This is a genomic window from Streptomyces sp. NPDC051569 (genome assembly GCF_044454085.1).
Taxonomy (GTDB): domain Bacteria; phylum Actinomycetota; class Actinomycetes; order Streptomycetales; family Streptomycetaceae; genus Streptomyces.
The window spans coordinates 107461-125530 of sequence record NZ_JBITDJ010000009.1 but is presented as its reverse complement, the minus strand read 5'-3'; the positions used below and the strand labels follow the sequence as shown (position 1 = coordinate 125530).

Genomic DNA, 18070 nt, shown 5'->3' with positions numbered 1-18070 from the left:
TGGCGGTCCTTCGGCTCTTCCGGCGGGCCATTACGCTGTTGTGGGCTGATGGTGGGAATGCTGGCGGCGCGGCCAGGAAAGGGCGCACCTCGAGCCACTTGTGGATCGGCTCCCCGCCCGCCCCGGGGCGGCCGCCAGATCCCCGGCCAGCTCGATGGCACGCTCGTAGCTGTCGACATCGATCACCATCCAGTCGGCGTGAGGTCCTTGGTCTCGGCGAATGGCCGTCGGTGAGTGGCGGGCGACCCTCGCCTTCGTACCGGACGAACGTCCCCTCGGGGGCGAGCGCCTGGCTGTCGACGAACTCGCCGGTCCTCTCGAGCCGGGCCGCGAAGTCGTGCACGTACCGCACGTGGGCCGAGATCTCCTCCGGCGTCCACCGGTCCATGGGTACGTCGTTGACCGGAGCCGGGGCGCCGCGGTGGTGCTCGAGCAGCAAGTACTTGGCCATCGTGTTTCTCCTCGGTGCTGGTGCGGCCCATCTTGGTCGCGTTCGTCGCGGGGACGGAGCCGGCCACGGGATTCTCGACATCGCCGTCCGATTTTTTTCGCTCTCGTAGGTGCGCCTGGGTGAGCCGTCTCGCGGCGTCCGAGTCCACGGCGTGGCACGAGGGCGAGACGGAGCGAGGCCTTCCAGGATCAGCGGCGACCAGGCAACTGAATCCAGAGAAGACCTCAGGCGCGCCACTTACGTATGGCCCTGGCGAGTCGTGGCGCGCTCCGACTCGTCTCCTCGATCGAGGGGCCTGGACCGAGGAGCACGGCTTCGCGCCGCCGCGGGCCGAGCTCACCAGCCGGGCGGTGGAGTGGGCGGTCGGCCTGCTGCGGCTCGACGACAGCACGGTGTCGGCGATCGCGCGGCGGCCGGCGAGCTCCACGGGCCCCTTCCCTGCCCGGCGCGAACCGGACTTTGCCAGAACGCTTGACATGAACGGCTGCGAATTACAGCCTATGGCAACGTTGTCAGGCCAGCAGCGTTCAGGCCGCCTGTTCCTCTCCTGATCATCTGGAATGGACTACTCGCCCATGACTCATCAGTCGTCTCACCCGTCCCGCCGGTCTGTGGTCGCCACCGGATCAACGCTGCTCGCGGGCTTCGGCCTCGGGATCGCGCTGCCCGCGAGCAGTCAGGCGGCGGTGCCGGGCTCACCGGCCGGGGCCGTGCCTCCGGGCGAACTGGCCGCCTACCGCCCGATCGCCGTGTCGTCCACCGACTACGCCCCCACGCCGGGCGAGTTCGTGGTGGACCGGCTCAGCTCCACCGGCGTACGGGGCAGCGGGTGGCGCGCCGCGGACGGTGACCCGCAGTGGATATCCGTCGACCTGCAGGCGGACTGTTCCGTCGAGTCCGTCCGGCTGACCTTCGAGGCCACGGCGGGCGATCCGGTCTTCGTCCCGTCCTCCGGCGGCAATCCGCGTGACAGCACCACGGGCCAGGAGGTCCTGTCCAGTTGCGCGGTGGACTTCGTCGTCGAGGTGTCCCGCGACCGCCGTACGTGGACCAGCGTCTACCGGACCACGTCCGGCACCGGCGGTGTCGTGGAGATCAAGCCGGCCAAGCCGGTGACCGCACGCTGGGTACGGATGACCGTGCACAAGCGGTCCAACGCCAACCCGCTGGGCCTGAACGGCTTCGAGGTGTACGGGACCGCCCGTGGCCACCGTCCGGCGGCCACGGGGTGGACCGACTGGGGCACCCGTCACCACGACGCGCCCGCGCTGAAGGTCGCCGCCGACGGCACCGTCCCGCTGGAATCGGGCTGGACGCTGACCATGGACGACTGGGCCGGCGGCGACGGCGCGAAGCTGTCCGGGACGGCGGTGGACACCAGCCGCTGGCTGCCCGCGACCGTGCCCGGTACGGTCCTGGCCTCGCTGGTCGAGCAGGGGCATCTGCCGGACCCGGTGGCGGGGCTGAACAACCTGCGCGTCCCGGAGGCGCTGTCCCGTCACTCCTGGTGGTATCGGCGCGGCTTCCGGCTCCCCAAGGGCCTGCGCACCGGTTCCGGGCGTCATATCTGGCTGGAGTTCGACGGTGTCAACCACCAGGCGGATCTGTGGCTCAACGGCCGGCAGGTGGGCGGGCTGACATTCCCGTTCGCCCGCTCGGCCCACGAGGTGACGGGCCTGCTGACCGGCGGTGAGCAGGCGCTCGCGGTGAAGATCACGCCGATGCCCCTGCCGGGCAGCCCGGGTGACAAGGGGCCGGCCGGCCTGGCCTTCGTGGACGCCGGCGCCACCATGATGAATCGCAACTCGCCCACGTACCTGGCCTCGTCGGGCTGGGACTGGATGCCGGCCGTACGCGACCGGGCGGCGGGCATCTGGAACCACGTACGGCTCCGCTCCACCGGCCACGCGGTCATCGGCGACCCCCGGGTGGACACCAAGCTGCCCGGTCTGCCCGACACCAGCAGCGCCGAAGTCACCATCGTGGTGCCGGTGCGCAACGCCGACTCCGCCGACCGGCGGGTGACCGTCACCGCCTCCTTCGGCGACGTACGGGTCTCGCAGACCGTCACCGTGGCCGCCGGCGCGACCACCGATGTCACCTTCACGCCCGCCGCCTACGGACGGCTTCGGCTGCGCGACCCGAAGCTGTGGTGGCCGAACGGCTACGGCGAGCCGCATCTGCACGACCTGACTCTGACCGCGTCGGTCGGCGGCGACGAGAGCGACCGGCGCACCACCCGCTTCGGCATCCGCCAGTTCGGTTACGAGTACGAGATCAAGCTGCCGTTCGGCGGCGGCAGCGACGCGTACACGCAGTCGGTGCCGGTGGGCGCACAGAACGCGCGGTACGTGCGGATCCGGTGTCTGACCCGGGCCACGAACTGGGGTTCGTCGCTGTGGGGCCTGTCGGTCTTCGACAGCGCCGCGCCCGGCACCGACCTGGCCCTGCACCGGACGGCCACCGCCCAGTCGGTCGACGATCCGGGCAACCCGGCCTCCCACGCGACCGACGGCGACCCGACGACCCGCTGGTCCTCGGCGTTCGAGGACGACCAGTGGATCCAGGTGGACCTGGGCTCTCCGGTGTCCTTCGACCGGGTCGACCTGGTCTGGGAGCAGGCGTACGCCAAGACCTATGTCGTGCAGGTGTCGACGGACGGCTCCACCTGGACGGATGCGAGGACGGTCGACAACTCCGCGGTCCCGCTGCCGTTCCAGGGCGGTGACGCGAGCCTCCAGAACGTCGACTTCCCTGCCAGGAAAGCCCGTTACGTGCGGATCAGCGGCGGCGCGCGGGCAACCAGCTGGGGTACGTCGCTGTGGAGTCTGTCGGTCATCGACAGCGCGAAGCCCGGGACCGATCTGGCGCTGCGCCGGCCGGCCACCGCGCGGTCCGACGACGGGTCGAACCCTCCCGCCAACGCCACGGACGGCAACCCCGGCACACGCTGGTCCTCGGCCTACGAGGACGACCAGTGGATCCAGGTGGACCTGGGCTCTCCGATCTCCTTCGACCGGGTCGTCATCGTGTGGGAGCAGGCGTACCCGAAGACCTATGTGATCCAGGTGTCCGACGACGCCACCACATGGACGGACGTGCGGGCGGTGGACAACGCACCGGACCCGCTGAAGATCAGTGTGAACGGTGTGCGGGTCTTCTGCCGGGGCGGCAACTGGGGCTGGGACGAGCTGCTGCGCCGTATGCCGGCCGAACGGATGGACGCGGCGGTGCGGATGCACCGCGACATGAACTTCACCATGATCCGCAACTGGGTCGGCTCGGTGAACCGGGAGGAGTTCTACGCCAGTTGCGACGAGCACGGCATCCTGGTGTGGAACGACTTCCCCAATGCCTGGGCGATGGACCCGCCGGACCACCAGGCCTTCAACGACCTGGCGCGGGACACCGTACGGCGCTACCGCATCCACCCCAGTGTGGTCGTGTGGTGCGGCGCCAACGAGGGCAACCCGCCGGAGGCGATCGACAGCGGGATGCGGGACGCGGTCCAGGCCGAGGCGCCCGGGCTCTTCTACCAGAACAACTCCGCCGGGGGCATCGTCACCGGTGGGGGCCCGTACGGCTGGGTCGAGGCGGAGAGCTACTTCTCCCCGACCACCTACGGCAGCGGCAGCTTCGGCTTCCACACCGAGATCGGGATGCCCGTGGTCTCGACGGCCGAGAGCGTACGCGACCTGGTCGGCGACGAGCCAGAGTGGCCGATCGGCGGCGCCTGGTACTACCACGACTGGAGCACGCGGGGAAACCAGGCCCCGCAGAACTACCAGGCCGCCATCGAGACCCGTCTCGGCGCGGCGAAGGGTCTGAACGACTTCGCGCGCAAGGCGCAGTTCGTGAACTACGAGAACACGCGCGCCATGTTCGAGGCGTGGAACGCGAACCTGTGGAAGGACGCCAGCGGCCTGATGCTCTGGATGTCCCACCCGGCGTGGCACAGCACCGTGTGGCAGACGTACGACTACGACTTCGACGTCAACGGTACCTACTACGGGGCCCGGAAGGCCTGCGAGGCCGTGCACGTCCAGGCCGATCCCCGGAGCTGGCAGGTCATCGCCGTCAACCACACAGCAGCGGCGATCAGGGGAGCGACGGTCACCGCGCGCTTCTACGACCTGGACGGACGGCAGCGCGGACCGGCCCGGCGTACGACGGTGGATGTCGCGTCCTCCACGACGACGGAGGCGTTCACGGCCGAGTGGACGAAGGACATGCCGGACTTCCACCTGCTGCGGCTGAGTCTGGAGGACCGGCGGGGCAAGGCCCTGTCCGAAAATACGTACTGGCGCTACCGCTCGGCGGCCGACATGAAGGCGCTCAACAAGGCCACGCCGGTGAAGGTATCCGCCGATCTCGGCCGGGTGACCCGGTCGGGCGCGCGCCGGGCACTGACGGCGACGGTCCACAACCGGGGTTCGGCGGTGGCCGCGATGGTACGGCTGTCGCTCCTGGACGCCAAGAGCGGCGAGCGGGTGCTGCCGACGCTCTACAGCGACAACTACGTATGGTTGCTGCCCGGTGAGTCGCGGACGGTCACGCTCTCCTGGCCCGCCGAGGCGCTGCCCTCGGGTCGGCCCGCCCTGCGGACGGAGGGGTACAACGCGGCGGCGACGGTGAGCCGCGCGTAAGACGGTCCGGCGAATCACGCCGGGTCCTCCCGCTTTGCCGGGGCCGCCCGCGCGGCCCCGGCCCCGTCGCCCTACGGCAGACACCGACCCGGCGGCTGGGTGTGGGGCGGCGTTGGCATGGGCGTTGCCGTGGCCAGCTGCGCGGGCGGGCCGTAGGCGACGGTACCCCCGCCGATGACCTCCAACGCGGCCGACGTGACGACAGCGGCGGTGAGCCTCCGTCGAGCGTTCACGACCGACTTGTTCGCGCTCACCGCGCGCCGGAAGCAGACTCACCTGTGTGCACACGCGGTCACTGATCGTAAGGAGGGTCTTCGAGGCCTCGCAGGCAACGCCCCATGAAACGTCCACCGTAGGCTGCCCTCATGCCCACCGAAGACACTCCTGCCAACGCCGTCAAGCATTGGCAGGAGTACTCCGATGTGTACGACTTCCTGGAGCAGATCCGCCTGCGGCCCGGCACATGGCTGCCGGGCTGCTCACTCCAGCACCTGCAGTCCATACTCACCGGCTACCGCGTGGCACTCGCCGTGCACTCCAGCCACGAGTACTACGGAATGTCCAGTTCCCTCACCTGGGCCGCAGAGATCGAGCGCCACACACCGGCTGATTCCACGCCGATCGACGAGTTCTTCCGGCTCCTGGACAACTTCAGGCGTGACACAGCCCAGGTGCCTGCCCCACAGGACACGACGGATCAGCTCCCCGGTGTCGAGTACATGAGCAACGCCTTCGTGACACTCCTCCGGCGACGCCACCTTCTCACCGATGCCGTGCAGCAACTTGCGGACCGTGGCTTCCGCGTCGTCCACCTGGCGGCGATCGGGTGGACAACGGAAGAGGACATGCACCGAAGCATCGCCGCAACCCTGCGGTTTCCCGACTACTACGGCCACAACCTGGACGCTCTCAACGACTGTCTCGGCGACGTGGCCTGCTTCGGCCCCTACGACGATGATGCCGAGAGCACCGGGCTCGTGCTGGCCTTCACCGACTACGACCGCTTCGCCACCGCAGACCCTGGAGCAGCGCAGATCGTGCTGGACATCATGGCTAACCAGGCCCGCCGGGCGGCGGTGGTTCAGCGCCGCTTCTTCGCCCTGATCCACAGCAACGACCCGGACATCCGGTTCGAACCCGTCGGAGCCATGCCCGTCTGTGGAACAGCGACGAATGGCTCGACTCCAGCCGCCGTGGAGAACACGGCATCGGCTCCACGGAGAACGGCTGCCCATGACGGCAGCGCTCATGCCTGCCCCTGGACGTGGCCTCTCAGGCCCTGTCCGGCGGATCTTCGCGGGCCCGGAACGCCTGGCACGGCGCCTCGCCGTGCTCAAGACCTTCCGCATCCGCCGCCGGGCCGCATCCGGCGGGGCATCCAGAGCAACCATCCGGAACCGCTCGATCCCCTCACCGGTCGCACCGATACGGTGAAAGGCCTTCAGCACGTCTGCCGGCCCGCAGCCGAGCCGCGATACTTCAGCACGATCAACATGTAGCCGGAAGCCTCACCGCGAACGCCGACCAGCTCATCAAGGCTTACGCGTGGGTTTCTGGTGGGACTGACCGGCGGCCGCCTCCGGAGGGTCCAAGTCTTTGTGGGCTGGCGACTCGATGTGCCGCACGCACAGCCGCGCGGGCCAGGTCCTGTCCGAACAAAGCTCACCCAAGCACAGCGCCGCCGACGACAGTCCGCACATGGTCGGCATTCACGTAAAGGCGCATCTGTCCACCGCTGTGTGCCGGGAAATCCCCGCCGGTGCCGACTCCCTATGATGACCCGACAGCACAACGACATTCACCGGGTGGGGATCCAACAGTGCGCAGTGCGTTGCGAGGCGTGATGCGGGGCATGGGCCTCGGAACGGTTCCGGCGGCGATGTTGCTGACGGCCGTGACGGGTTGTTCCAGCGAGCCACCGAAGGACAGTCGGGCGAGTTCCTCGGCGAGCCCGCAGGAGAAGAAGGACTCCGCAGGCGCGGCCGCGGGGGGCGCCGTGAAGAAGGGCGGCTCGGTCGGCGGCTCCGGCTCGGCATGCGCCCTGCCGGTCACGTTCGACCTCGCGGCCGGCTGGCAGGCGGAGGCCGTCGAGTCGGGCAACGGCGAGTTCGGGTCGCCGACCGAGGGCACGGTGACGCTGGCATGCGAGATCGATGCCAAGCCGGCGGGTCACATCGGCTTCCTGCGGGTGTGGACGGGCAGCAAGAAGGGCGAGGACGCCCACGGGGCGCTCGAGGCGTTCGTCGCGGTCGAGGCGGAGCACCGCGACCAGGAGACATACAGCGACCTCACGCTGGGCGGCCTCGCCGCGACGGAGGTCGCGTACGTCAACACCAGCGATGCCCTCGACGCCCCGAAGAAGGAACGGGCGCTGGCCCTGGCGACACCGATGGGTGTGGTCGTCCTGCACCTCGGTGGCCTCGACTCGGAGGAACACGAGGGCATGCTCCCGGCGTACGAGCTGGCGAAGAAGAGCCTGCACGGCATCTGACGTACGTACAGGAAGCCCGTCCCGGGGCGGCCGTACCCCCGCAAGGTCCGGGGAAGCCGTCAGGGACCGCTCCAGGGCGATTCCGCCGGGGGGGCATCCCCACGGGAGTGTGGAGCGCCTCCGCGCCGAGTTGACCCGCCCGACGCGCTTCGCCTTTCCAGCGGGTCAACTGACCTGCGGAGAGGACGCCGTAGCGGAAGCGCCACGCGCCGCGAAGCCGTCGACTCCGGGTCGTCGTGCAGGGCCGTCACCCAGTCCGGCGGGCAGTGGTGGACGCGTGACCGCCTGCGGTGGGACCCGTGCGGCCGATCGGGCGGGCTGTGGCCACGCCACGGTCGTGACGGTGAGCGTGGTGTGTGTTGTGTTCCCGCGCCGCTGACGTGCGCGTTCGCTCGGTCCGACGGCGGGTGAGCGGGGCGAGGACGCCGTTTCCGCGTGTCCTCGCCCCCTGCTCGGTCAGCTCCAGGTCATGTTGATCTCGCGTTGGAAATTGACGTATCCGGCGCGCCGGAAGGCTTTCGCCATAGGGGTGTTGCCGAGGTCCGTGGAGGCCCGGATACGGGGGACGTCCTGCTGGGCGAGGACACGGGTGCCCTCGCGGAGGATGTCGTCGATATAGCCGTTGCCGCGGTGCGCGGGCAGAACCGCGAGATAGGCGATGATGGGGTTGTAGGCGTTGCGGGCCGGGATCACGAACCCGACGGGGTCTCCCCCGGGCAGGGTCGCGATCCGCCACCAGTCCTTCGGGCTCGGGTAACGCGCGAGCTCCTCCTCGTAGTGTCTGACCGCCGCTTCGCGCACGGACATCCGGATCAGATCGTCACGGCTGTGTGCGTCCAGCGTCCCTTCCAGGGCCGAGGCCATCAGGGTCAGAAGCTCCTCGGCATCGCGGACCGGGCGGAACGCAAGACGTCTGCTCGGCCCGGGAACAGGCGCCTCGGGACGCCATTCCAGACGCAGGCGTTCGACGAACAGCCGCGCGCCGATCCGTTCCAGGACCGCCATACGGTCCTCGACGGCTTGTCCGGACACCGGGCTCTCACGCCAGTCGGGCGGGACGAAACAGCTGTACTCGGGCGGACGGACACCGGCGGGGAGGATCCTGGCCAGGGCGGTGCGCACCAGTCGCACCGCGATATCCACCCGCTCGGATGCCGGGGCGCTGTCATCGATGTCGAGGACATCCAACAGGAACGGTGGGTCATCTCCTGTCCGACTCCACCAGGCGGCCCTCGCCAGCAGCCGGTCGCCGCGCAGGGCGACCCACATCCATTCCGGCCGTCGGCGGCCGCCGGCGAGGTCGTCCGCCAGTTCTTCGTTGAGGACGTAGGGCAATCGGGAGAAGAGGTCGAGTTCTTCGCGTCCGGTGATCGGACGCATGGTCAGGTCGTTCTGTTCCACGGTCAAGGCACGCTCCGGTGAAGGCGCCCGTCCGCTCCGGGGTCAGGCGCGGTACGCACCCCGGGAGGACACAAGCGCGGTGATCATGGCGATCATGGGCTTATCCCTCCTCTCACTGTCCTGGCCCCTCAGCCCTGTCGGCGGGGGTCCAGCCGCAAGGTCTATCCAACCGCCGGCCCGGTCGGCAAACCCTTTTCGTCCACCGTGCTTCCGGAGGCGCCGTCGCGGGGTCCCGGGAGCGGCGGTGAAATGCGATGTCCACGATTCGCCGCCACTGGTACGGTTGAGGTTCTTCACCCGGAATAAGAACGCGTTGTCGGAATATCCGCTTCCGGATCTGCCGTAAAGGCAGTGCCTGGCCGTGAAGATCGCGTCGCTGTCCACGATCCAGGCGGGACACCGGTAACGGCCGTTCAGTGGAATCACCGCCGTTCCCGTCGGAGGAACCGGCGAGTTCGCCGTCGGTGACGCGGGGGGATGTACAGGGGGATGTACAAGTGAGAACGAAGCTTCAGATGTTGTCCGTGATTCTCTTCGCGGTGTCCGCTCTGGGCGTCGCGCCCGTACCCGCCTACGCCGTCGCCGAACCACTCGTCGCGACCGGCGCCGTGTTCAACAACCCGCGTGGGACGACCGCCGAGCAGAACGCCGTGAAGAACCACATCATCTCGGCTGTCGATCAGACGCAGTCCGGCCGGTTGATCCGAGTGGCTCTCTATGTGCTCGATGATCAGGGCTACACGGACGCGCTCAAGCGCGCGTACGCCCGAGGTGTCGACGTGCGGGTGGTCCTGGACAGTCATTCCGGGGCCAAGAGTGCGACCCGGGATCTCCTTTCGGCTCTCGGTACCGACAGGTCCAAGGGATCCTGGGTCACTGTGTGTCCGACCGGTTCCGCCTGTATCGCGGATGTACCCGCCCGTGTGAATCCGATCCATCACAACAAGTTCTTCACGTTCTCGCGCATCGGTGACGCCGGCGTGGCTGAGGACGTGGTGATCCAGGCGTCGGCCAATCAGACCGCGTTGAACATCAACCGCTATTGGAACAACGCCTACACCGTCGTGGGAAACACGGCGCTCTACACGGCGTACGTCGACTACTTCAACGACCTGGCCGCGATGAGGAAGACCAACGACTACCACGTGCAGGGAGACGCGGGAAGCGAGAAGTACTACTTCTTTCCCCGGGCGACGGGTGACCCCGTTCTCGACTTCCTCAACAACGTGACCTGCACGGGAAACACCTCGACCGGCTCCGCGTCGCACAAGACGGTCGTCCGGGTGGCGGCGTCGCTGTTCGACCGCGCGCCGATCGCCGACAAGCTCGTCGCCCTCGCCAACGCGGAGTGCTGGATCGAGGTCGTCTACGCCGACAGCCCGGTGCAGAGCCGGATGACCGGAAATCCGCGACTGCGTCTGTACCACCTGAAGGACAGCGCCGGATACCAGGTTCATTCCAAGTACATCGCCATTGAAGGGAATTATGCCGGCCACAAGGACACCAAGTGGGTGTTCACCGGGTCGCACAACCTGGACAAGTCGTCACTCAGGGACAACGACGAGGCCATCATCCGCCTGTCGTCGAACGCAGCGCATGACGCCTACCGGCAGAATTTCCTCGACATGCGGTCGTACAGCGTGCTCGTACCCTGAGAGGGCGTTTCCCGCGACAGCCCGTATGCCGGCCCCGAGGCGGGAGACTCCCCCGGCGGGTGTGGGCGCTCAACCGGCCCGACGATCCCGACCTGCTACGGCGCCCGTTCCGCGAGCATCGGACGCCGGCCGGGCACGTTCTGCGACAGGCCGATGACCCGGTGTCGCATATCGACCGGCCGGGGATGCCCTGACGATGACTCCGCACGACTTCACCCCGTGAGAGCCGCTAAGGGTATTTCGCCGCCTGGCAGCAGACCGGCCTGTTCGACCAGGTCATCAGCCTGCTCCACCGGCTCGTACGGGACTCCGAAAGTCGGGACGCCGATCCCGGGCGGCCTCGCTTCTCCGGGTGGCCGGCGTTCAGCCTCTCCTCCGAACCAGGACATGAAGTGCGTCACAGTGCCGCGAGCGGACCGTATCCGCCGTTCGGACTCCGGTGCCGGCAACGGCCCGCCCCTGTGGGCCGATCCGAGGACGGCCCGCGCCGGTGCGGGTGGTGTGCCGCTCCGGGGCGACGCAGCTCACCCTTCCCTGTCGCCGTGGTCGCCTGGTAGAGGTGGTGGGGTTCCGCAAGCACACCGGAGTCGCCATGAACCAGCACGACAACACCACCGGCCTCGTCCCCTTCACGATCGACCTGACCTTCGAAGAAGCCCGGCGACGGGCCGAGGTCGTGACCGCGCTCGGGCCCAGCTGGGACCCGGTGGCCGCCCTCGAAGGGGAGAACGCGGCGTACGCGCTCCTCTACTCGGGCCTGGACGCCGAGCAGCAGCGTACCTACGACCTGCTGGTCGCGGCCGGTGTTCTGCCGGGAGAAGAGCCGGGCCGTGCGGCTGCCCATTGATCCGCAGGCGGACCTCGCCCGCCGCGCCTGGGTGGCCTGCCCCGTCTGCGACGACGCCCGCCATTGCGCGACCTGCGCCGACCGCCGCAACTGCGGTGAGCACTGGCGCTATCTGATCTCCAACAACGGACCGGTCGTCCACCTGCAGTGCCCGCGATGCACGCACACGTGGTCACTCAACACGCGGCCCGGCGTCACCGGCCGCGACGACAACAGTCCCCGCGCCTGACCCAGCACCCGCCGAGCGCATCGCCACCGCCCCCGGCCGCTGTCCCCGCCGCCGCAGTCACCAGGTGGGGGACCTGTCTCCGGAGAAAAGGCGCCGAGCCGGGACCGGAGTAGGGGCTGATCCTGGCCTCCACGTGGGCCCGGAGACCGGCCTCGGGTCCCCCGGAGGGGGTGCGGCTGCGTTGGCGAAGGTCGCGGGAGGTCGGCGCGGTGCCGGCCTCGCCGCGCCACGGCCGGACGTCGTCGGATCCGCGGGGCACGTGGCGGAGCCCGCGTACTTTCACCCGGAGCAGGTGGCCACGTACCCGTTGCAGGTGGCCACGTGCCCGTTCGCCGAACTGCTGCCCGGGGACCTGCCGGCCCGGGTCGACAGCCGGGAGGACGCCTGGCTGGAGCTGAACATCTTCGCCTGTTCAGCCGATCCCGGGCACCCACACCGCCGGAACACGCAGTAGGCCACCACAGGCGGAGATTGGGCGACCGCGAGTCCACCTGCGCCTTTGCGGAGTCGACTTGCCCGTTCGGCCCTGTGCGGTCCAGTGCAGTGGAGCGCCGTACCGGCAACCCCCTACCCGCTCGCCCCGAGGGCAACATCGTTTCTCACGGCCGCGGTTCATCCGACGCGGCGGTGGTTTCCCGCTCTTTCGGCCTGGGCTCCGGCGTACGTGGCGATCCCGCTGGGGCAGCCGAAGGTCGAAGTGGTCACGTTGGTAGGGGTAGTCGGGATAGTGAGACTCGTGGGAGTGGTGAAGAGTATTTGGGCAGCCTTTCATCGATGTGACACCTGTCCCCTCTTGGGGTGTCAACGAAAACCGGGGAAGCTGAACGCGCATGCCCGGCCAAGGCCGCCTGGCCTGTGCCGCGTTCGACCGGAAGGGACGCAGTGAACAACAGATTGCCGTCGAAGGGTTCCTCCACCGCCCGAAGGACAGGAGCCCGGCGGTTCCGCAGGCTTCCGCTCACCAGTCTTCTCGGCGCCATGGTGCTGGTCGTCGCTTTTCCGGCCAGCGCCTTCGCGGACCCGCCCAGGGCCCTGCCGGCACAAGCCGACGGGCTGGAGCAGTCCTTCCAGCCCGCTTTCGACTACGACAAGGACGGCTGCTACCCGACCCCCGCCATCGGCCCCGACGGGACGATCGCCCCGGGACTGAAGCTCGGGGGTGACGTCAACGGCAGCTGCCGTGACCTGTCCGACCTCGACAACACCAACTCCTACTCGCGCGAGAAGTGCAACAACGGGTGGTGTGCGATCATGTACGCCCTCTACTTCGAGAAGGACCAGGTCTCCCTCGGCGGCGGAAGTGCCGGGCACCGGCACGACTGGGAGCACGTCGTGGTGTGGGTGCAGAACAATCAGGTCGAATACGTCTCCACGTCCAACCATGGCGGGTTCACGGTCCACAACCGCTCCGAGATGCGCTTCGACGGGACCCACCCCAAGGTCGTCTACCACAAGGACGGCGGCAGCACTCACTGCTTCCGGGCCGCGAACTCCAACGACGAGCCGCCGGAGAACCACAAGGGGACGTGGCAGTACGTCACGCTGGTCGGCTGGGACGGGTACCCGGCCGGCCTTCGCGACAAGCTGACCCAGGCCGATTTCGGCAGCGCCACCCTCGGTATCAGGGACGACCAGTTCAACTCCCACCTCACCAGGGCCAAGCCGGCGAACATTCCGTTCGATCCCAACGCCTGACAGGAGCAGCGGCCCGGGGCAGGGGCGATCTCGACGTCGCCGGCCCCGGCCCGTCCGGGCAATCCGCCCGAAAGATCGGCGATCTGAACGGTGCGGACAACACCTTCGTCGTCATCCAGCCCGACGAAGACGACCCGGCCTGGTTGGCCTCCGTCGCCCTGGGCGAACTCCTCGTCGAGCAGCCATCCCACGGCTTCCGGAGCATCCTCGGCCCTGCCGTACTGGTGGCACCACAACGCGGGGACGCGGATATCGACGGCCCCGACCACCGCTCCCGGCTCCGCCACCCCTCGGGGTGTACGGGTGGTCCGACGGCAGCCGCGGGGCCACGGGCGGTCGCGGCCGGTCCGGGGCCGAACCGCAGCCGCTGATCAGCGCGTCAGGCGGGCATAATCTTCAGCGCACGCGCTCACAGGGCGGTGAACGAGGGCCGGGGAGGCCGTACATGGCGCAGATGGATCAGTACGGGGACGGGAGTGGCGCGGCACCGGTTCCCCATCCCCAGCCGGGGTTCGGACCGCCGGGGTTCGGACCGCCGGGGTTCGGACCGCCGGCCGCGGCCTACTCCCCCATGCCCCAGCAGCCGCAGCAGCAGCCGCCGCATCCGGCGTACGCCCCGCAGCGGGAGGTCCCCCCGCCGTACGCCGCCCCGCAGCCGCCCGCCGGGCCCGACTTCCTCGCGGCCGACCGCCGCAACGCCGTCGTGGTCGACGCGGACGGCGTGTCCTTCGAGGCTGATGGCCGGACCGCCGACTTCGCCTGGCATGAGCTCAGCACCGTCCACTACAAGGCGGCCGGTCACGGTCACGTCCTCATGGTGGCCGTGGTACTCCCCGACGGCCGCTTCTACGAGTGCGCGGTCAAGGCCCGAAACCACGCGAGGCTTCAGCAGTGGTTCGGGCAACTCGCCCCCGTGCTCGGCGTATACCTCGCGGGCCGGGGCCGGTAGCCGCCGATCACCGGTACAGCTGCCGGACGGTCCACGGCCTCCATGGCCGTGGACCGTCCGGGTTTCGCGTATCAGACCGTAACGCCGTTCGACAGAGCGCTCGTGGTCGCGGGAGTCTCCGCAGGACGGACCTCCAGCGCGTGCACGACGCGCTCGGTGCTCAGCTCATGGGCTGTCAGATCGGCCAGGGCGGCCACGGCGATCGCCAGGGCGTTCGCGAAGACCAGCCAGGTCAGCGCGGTTCCCGAGAAGACCAGCGAAGCGACCAGGGACCACAGCCCCAGCAGGGCCAGGGCGCCGTGCCCCGCCTTCACCGACGTCCGGCCCGCGAAGGCGACTCCGGCCATTCCCGCGACGAGCAGGGCGGCGGAGACTCCGAAGCCGAGCCATCCGGCGACCGGAGCGGAGAAGGCCATCGAGGACACCGCGAGGAAACCTCCGGCGACGACAGCGGCAGTGTTGAACACGAATCGAGGGCTGAGAGCCATCGTTGAAGCACCTCCTCGGTACCGCACACGAGCGGCACCGAACACGAAAAGCCAGGAAGTGGGTCGTCTCGGAGCGTCCTGGGACGCCTGGGGCGGCTCGCCTACCTCCGGTTCCTAACCGGAGACATCACGTACCAACCCGTCGCACGGCCGCCGCATGCCCGCCCAGGACCACCCGAAATGGTGACCTCGGTCACTTACGAGGTCAGGGCTGTCGCACTCCCGCCGGATGGGGAGGAAGGCCGGACGGGGACCGGGACAGTCGGCGACGGCCTGTGGTCGCGATCACGGGGGACGGGGCGCGGCGCCGGCCGCGAGGCCCGTCCCGGCGTGCGGCCGCTGCGGCTCGGGAGCCGCAGCGGCCGGGAGGTACAGCGGCCGGGAGGTACAGCGGCCGGGAGGTACAGCGGCCGCCCGATGCGGGGTCAACGCCTTACCTCACCAACTCGCCGTGCGCGCCGGCCACGGCCTCCCAGTCGGTTCCCTCGGCGACGTGGGTACGGTAAGTCCGCGCCGCTCGCGCCATGTTGACGGCGACAGCCCCGCAGACCCGGCCGCTCAGGCCGTACAGCGCGATCAGCTTTCGTTCGGTGATGCCGCCCTCGACGACGCGTATCCGGTCGGCGCCCCTCGTACGGCCGAAGATCTGCACCTTCAGGTCGTACTGGTCGGACCAGACGTAGGGCACGGGGTCGAACGGAAGCGCCGCGCCGGGTCCGGCCAGGATGTTGTGGGCGACGGCCAGCCCCTGTTCGGCGGCGTTCGTACGGTGCTCGATCCGGGTCGGGGTCCCGGTGCGCGGGTGAAGCCAGCAGGCGACGTCGCCGGCCGCCCAGACATCCCACCCGGCGTAGAGGGTGGCGTCACACTCGACCCCGTTACCGAGTGGGACTCCGCTGCCCTCCAGCCAGGCGGTGCCGGGCCGGGCACCGATGCCGACCAGGACCACGTCCGCGGGCAGGGTCCGGCCGTCGGCCAGGCGCACCCCGGTGACGCGGCCCCGCTCGGACCGGATCCCCTCGACGAGCACGCCGCGCTCCAGACGTACCCCCTCCTCGTGGTGCGTCTCGGCGAGCATCTCCCCGAGGCCGGGGCCGAGTACGTCCGCCAGGGGTGTCGGCAGATCGCTGACCATGGTCACCTCGGCGCCCAGCCCGCGGGCGATCGCGGCGGCTTCACAGCCGACGAAACCGGCGCCGACGATGACCAGCCTGGGGCCGCCGCGCAGTTCCTCGCGAAGCCCCAGGGCGTCCTCCAGTGTGCGCAGCACATGCACTCCGGCGATGCCTTCGGTGCCGGGCAGCCTGCGGGCGGCGGCGCCGGTGGCCACCACCAGCGCGTCGTAGCCGACCCGCTCGCCGTCGGCCAGGACGACCTCGTGCGCCGCTGTGTCCAGGGCCCGGGCCCTGATTCCCAGGCGCAGATCCAGCCGCAGGCTCGCGAGGGCGTCGTCGGCACGCAGTCGCAGACGGTCGGCCTCCCAGGCTCCCGACAGCAGCTGTTTCGACAACGGCGGCCGGTCGTAAGGGAGATGGGGCTCCTCGCCGATGAGGGTGATCCGGCCTGCGAAGCCGGCTCGGCGCAGGCCCTCGGCGGTGCTCAGACCGGCGGCCGAGGCGCCCACGATGGTCACCTGCCGGATGTCGCTCACGCCAGGTCCAGTTGGATCGCGGCGGCCGGGCAGATGACCGCGGCTTCACGTACCTGCTCGCGCAGGGCGGCCGGCGGTCGCGTGTCGAGGAGGACCGCTATGCCGTCCTCGTCACGCTGGTCGAACACCTCGGGGGCGGCGAGGACGCACTGTCCCGCTCCGCAGCACTTGTCCTGGTCGAGATGGACTCGCATGATTCCCTTCTCCGTTCCGGCGCTCACCAGGCGACCGGCAGCGCGTGAACTCCGTAGACGACCATGTCTTCCCGGAAACGGATGCTCTCGAACGGAACGGCGAGGCGCAGCTCCGGCAGGCGGCGGATGAGGGTTTCGAGGGCGACCTGCAGCTCGACGCGGGCCAGTGGCTGGCCCAGGCACTGGTGCACGCCGAAGCCGAAGGCGACGTGGCGGCGGGCGTCCCGTTCCACGTCGAGGCCGGCGCCGGAGGGGAAGACGTCCTCGTCCCGGTTGGCGGTGTTGAGAATGCAGAGCACGCCTTCTCCCGCACGGATGGTCACGCCGCCCACGGTGACGTCCTCGGTGGCGGCGCGTGGCACTCCGTTGTGCACGATGGTGAGGTAGCGCAGCAGTTCCTCGACGGCTCCCTTCATGAGCGAGGGGGTCTCGCGCAGCCGGGTGAGCTGGCCGGGGTCGCGCAGCAGCGCGAGTGTCGAGAGCGCGGTCATGTTGGCGGTCGTCTCGTGGCCGGCTATCAGCAGCAGCCGGCACATGGCGGCTATCTCACCGGCGTCGAGTTCGCCGCGGGCCGTCAGCCGGCTGATGATGCCGTCGTCCGGTTCGCGCTCCTTGTCCTTCGCGAGCTGGGTCAGGTACGTGACGAGGTCGTCCATGGCGCGGCTGATCTCGTCCGCCGTCGAGGCGTCGTGCAGCAGGATGCGGCTGCGGCTCTGGAAGTAGTCGTGGTCCTCGTACGGCACCCCGAGCAGCCGGCAGATCACCAGGGACGGCAGCGGCAGGGCGAATTCCGACACCAGGTCGGCGGACGTGCCGGCGGCGGTCATCCGGTCCAGGAGTTCGTCGGCGATGCGCTGGATGTCGGGGCGCATCGCTTCGATCTTCTTGACCATGAAGTCCGCGGTGAGCATGCGGCGCAGCCTGGCGTGATCCGGGTCGTCCCTGCGGATGAAACTCGGGTCGCCGCCGGAGAGCTTCTTGCGCCCGGCGCTGAGGAAGGGGAAGCCGGGGCGGGTGGCCTCGGCGCTGAACGCCGGGTCGCCGAGGACCGCCCGCACGTCCTCGTGACGGGTGATCAGCCAGCAGGAGGAGCCGTCCCACAGTGTCACCCGGGTGACCGGGGCTTCCTGGCGTGCCCGTTCGTACGCGGGCGGCGGGTCGAAGGGGCAACCGCCGCGAGAGGCGGGGGCGGTGAGAGCGGGGGTGGGTTCGGTGACGGTCATGGGGGGCTTCTCCTTCGCGCTGGGGGAGGCGAGTCCGCGGAGAGGACCGAGCGGAGTGAGCGAATTACCTAACAAAAGCAATTAACTCTCGGTCACGGTATCTCGCTCTGCGTGGAGAGGGAAGAGGAGAAAGCGGCCCGCTCCACATTG

The 18070-nt window shown here is 69.4% G+C and carries 14 protein-coding genes and 1 pseudogene; 9 read left to right on the top strand and 6 right to left on the bottom strand.

All coding sequences use genetic code 11. The annotated features are described in order from the left end of the window. Positions 1-61: 61 nt before the first annotated feature. Positions 62-451, bottom strand: a pseudogene (locus ACIBAE_RS16295) (YciI family protein); the annotation flags it as partial. 575 nt (positions 452-1026) lie between these two features. Here ACIBAE_RS16295 and ACIBAE_RS16290 point away from each other — a divergent pair. From ACIBAE_RS16290 to ACIBAE_RS16280, 3 genes are all read left to right on the top strand, one after another. Continuing rightward, positions 1027-5097: a discoidin domain-containing protein gene (locus ACIBAE_RS16290; RefSeq protein WP_399285483.1), complete on the top strand. Its 4071-nt coding sequence runs from the start codon at positions 1027-1029 to the stop codon at positions 5095-5097. Positions 5098-5462: 365 nt separating this feature from the next. After that, positions 5463-6596: a barstar family protein gene (locus ACIBAE_RS16285; protein WP_399285482.1), complete on the top strand. Its 1134-nt coding sequence runs from the start codon at positions 5463-5465 to the stop codon at positions 6594-6596. A gap of 353 nt (positions 6597-6949) precedes the next feature. Further along, the gene (locus tag ACIBAE_RS16280; protein WP_399285481.1) at positions 6950-7588 is read left to right on the top strand and encodes a lipoprotein; all 639 of its coding nucleotides are present in this window, start codon (positions 6950-6952) and stop codon (positions 7586-7588) included. A gap of 456 nt (positions 7589-8044) precedes the next feature. Here the strand turns inward: ACIBAE_RS16280 and ACIBAE_RS16275 are convergent, their stop codons facing one another. Continuing rightward, positions 8045-8968 carry a GNAT family N-acetyltransferase gene (locus ACIBAE_RS16275; protein WP_399285545.1) on the bottom strand — a complete coding sequence of 308 codons (924 nt, stop codon included), beginning with the start codon at positions 8966-8968 and terminating at the stop codon, positions 8045-8047. A 545-nt stretch (positions 8969-9513) separates the two neighbouring features. On the opposite strand from ACIBAE_RS16275, the gene ACIBAE_RS16270 reads away from it, so the two are divergent. The 6 genes from ACIBAE_RS16270 (at position 9514) to ACIBAE_RS16245 (ending at position 14364) form a co-directional block, all read left to right on the top strand. Then, positions 9514-10644 (top strand): phosphatidylserine/phosphatidylglycerophosphate/cardiolipin synthase family protein, encoded by a 1131-nt coding sequence (locus tag ACIBAE_RS16270; protein WP_399285480.1) that lies wholly within the window; start codon positions 9514-9516, stop codon positions 10642-10644. 592 nt (positions 10645-11236) lie between these two features. After that, a complete protein-coding gene (locus tag ACIBAE_RS16265; RefSeq protein ID WP_399285479.1) occupies positions 11237-11491 on the top strand; it encodes a DUF6400 family protein in 255 nt (84 codons plus the stop codon). Further along, positions 11475-11720, top strand: coding sequence for a hypothetical protein (locus ACIBAE_RS16260; RefSeq protein WP_399285478.1), 246 nt, complete (start codon positions 11475-11477; stop codon positions 11718-11720). Before ACIBAE_RS16265 ends, ACIBAE_RS16260 begins: the two co-directional genes overlap by 17 nt. Positions 11721-11979: 259 nt before the next feature. After that, positions 11980-12174, top strand: a complete 195-nt coding sequence (locus ACIBAE_RS16255) for a hypothetical protein (protein WP_399285477.1) — start codon at positions 11980-11982, stop codon at positions 12172-12174. A gap of 524 nt (positions 12175-12698) precedes the next feature. Next, positions 12699-13415, top strand: coding sequence for an NPP1 family protein (locus tag ACIBAE_RS16250; RefSeq protein ID WP_399285544.1), 717 nt, complete (start codon positions 12699-12701; stop codon positions 13413-13415). 571 nt (positions 13416-13986) lie between these two features. Next, positions 13987-14364, top strand: a complete 378-nt coding sequence (locus tag ACIBAE_RS16245; RefSeq protein ID WP_399285476.1) for a hypothetical protein — start codon at positions 13987-13989, stop codon at positions 14362-14364. Positions 14365-14435: 71 nt separating this feature from the next. Here ACIBAE_RS16245 and ACIBAE_RS16240 read toward each other — a convergent pair whose 3' ends face one another. From ACIBAE_RS16240 to ACIBAE_RS16225, 4 genes are all read right to left on the bottom strand, one after another. Beyond that, on the bottom strand, positions 14436-14852 hold the full coding sequence (locus ACIBAE_RS16240) for a hypothetical protein (RefSeq protein ID WP_399285475.1): 417 nt from the start codon (positions 14850-14852) through the stop codon (positions 14436-14438). Between the two features lie 433 nt (positions 14853-15285). After that, positions 15286-16503, bottom strand: coding sequence for an NAD(P)/FAD-dependent oxidoreductase (locus tag ACIBAE_RS16235; RefSeq protein ID WP_399285474.1), 1218 nt, complete (start codon positions 16501-16503; stop codon positions 15286-15288). After that, positions 16500-16697, bottom strand: coding sequence for a ferredoxin (locus tag ACIBAE_RS16230; RefSeq protein ID WP_399285473.1), 198 nt, complete (start codon positions 16695-16697; stop codon positions 16500-16502). Before ACIBAE_RS16230 ends, ACIBAE_RS16235 begins: the two co-directional genes overlap by 4 nt. Before the next feature lie 23 nt (positions 16698-16720). Continuing rightward, positions 16721-17920, bottom strand: a complete 1200-nt coding sequence (locus ACIBAE_RS16225) for a cytochrome P450 (RefSeq protein ID WP_399285472.1) — start codon at positions 17918-17920, stop codon at positions 16721-16723. Between the last annotated feature and the right edge of the window lie 150 nt (positions 17921-18070).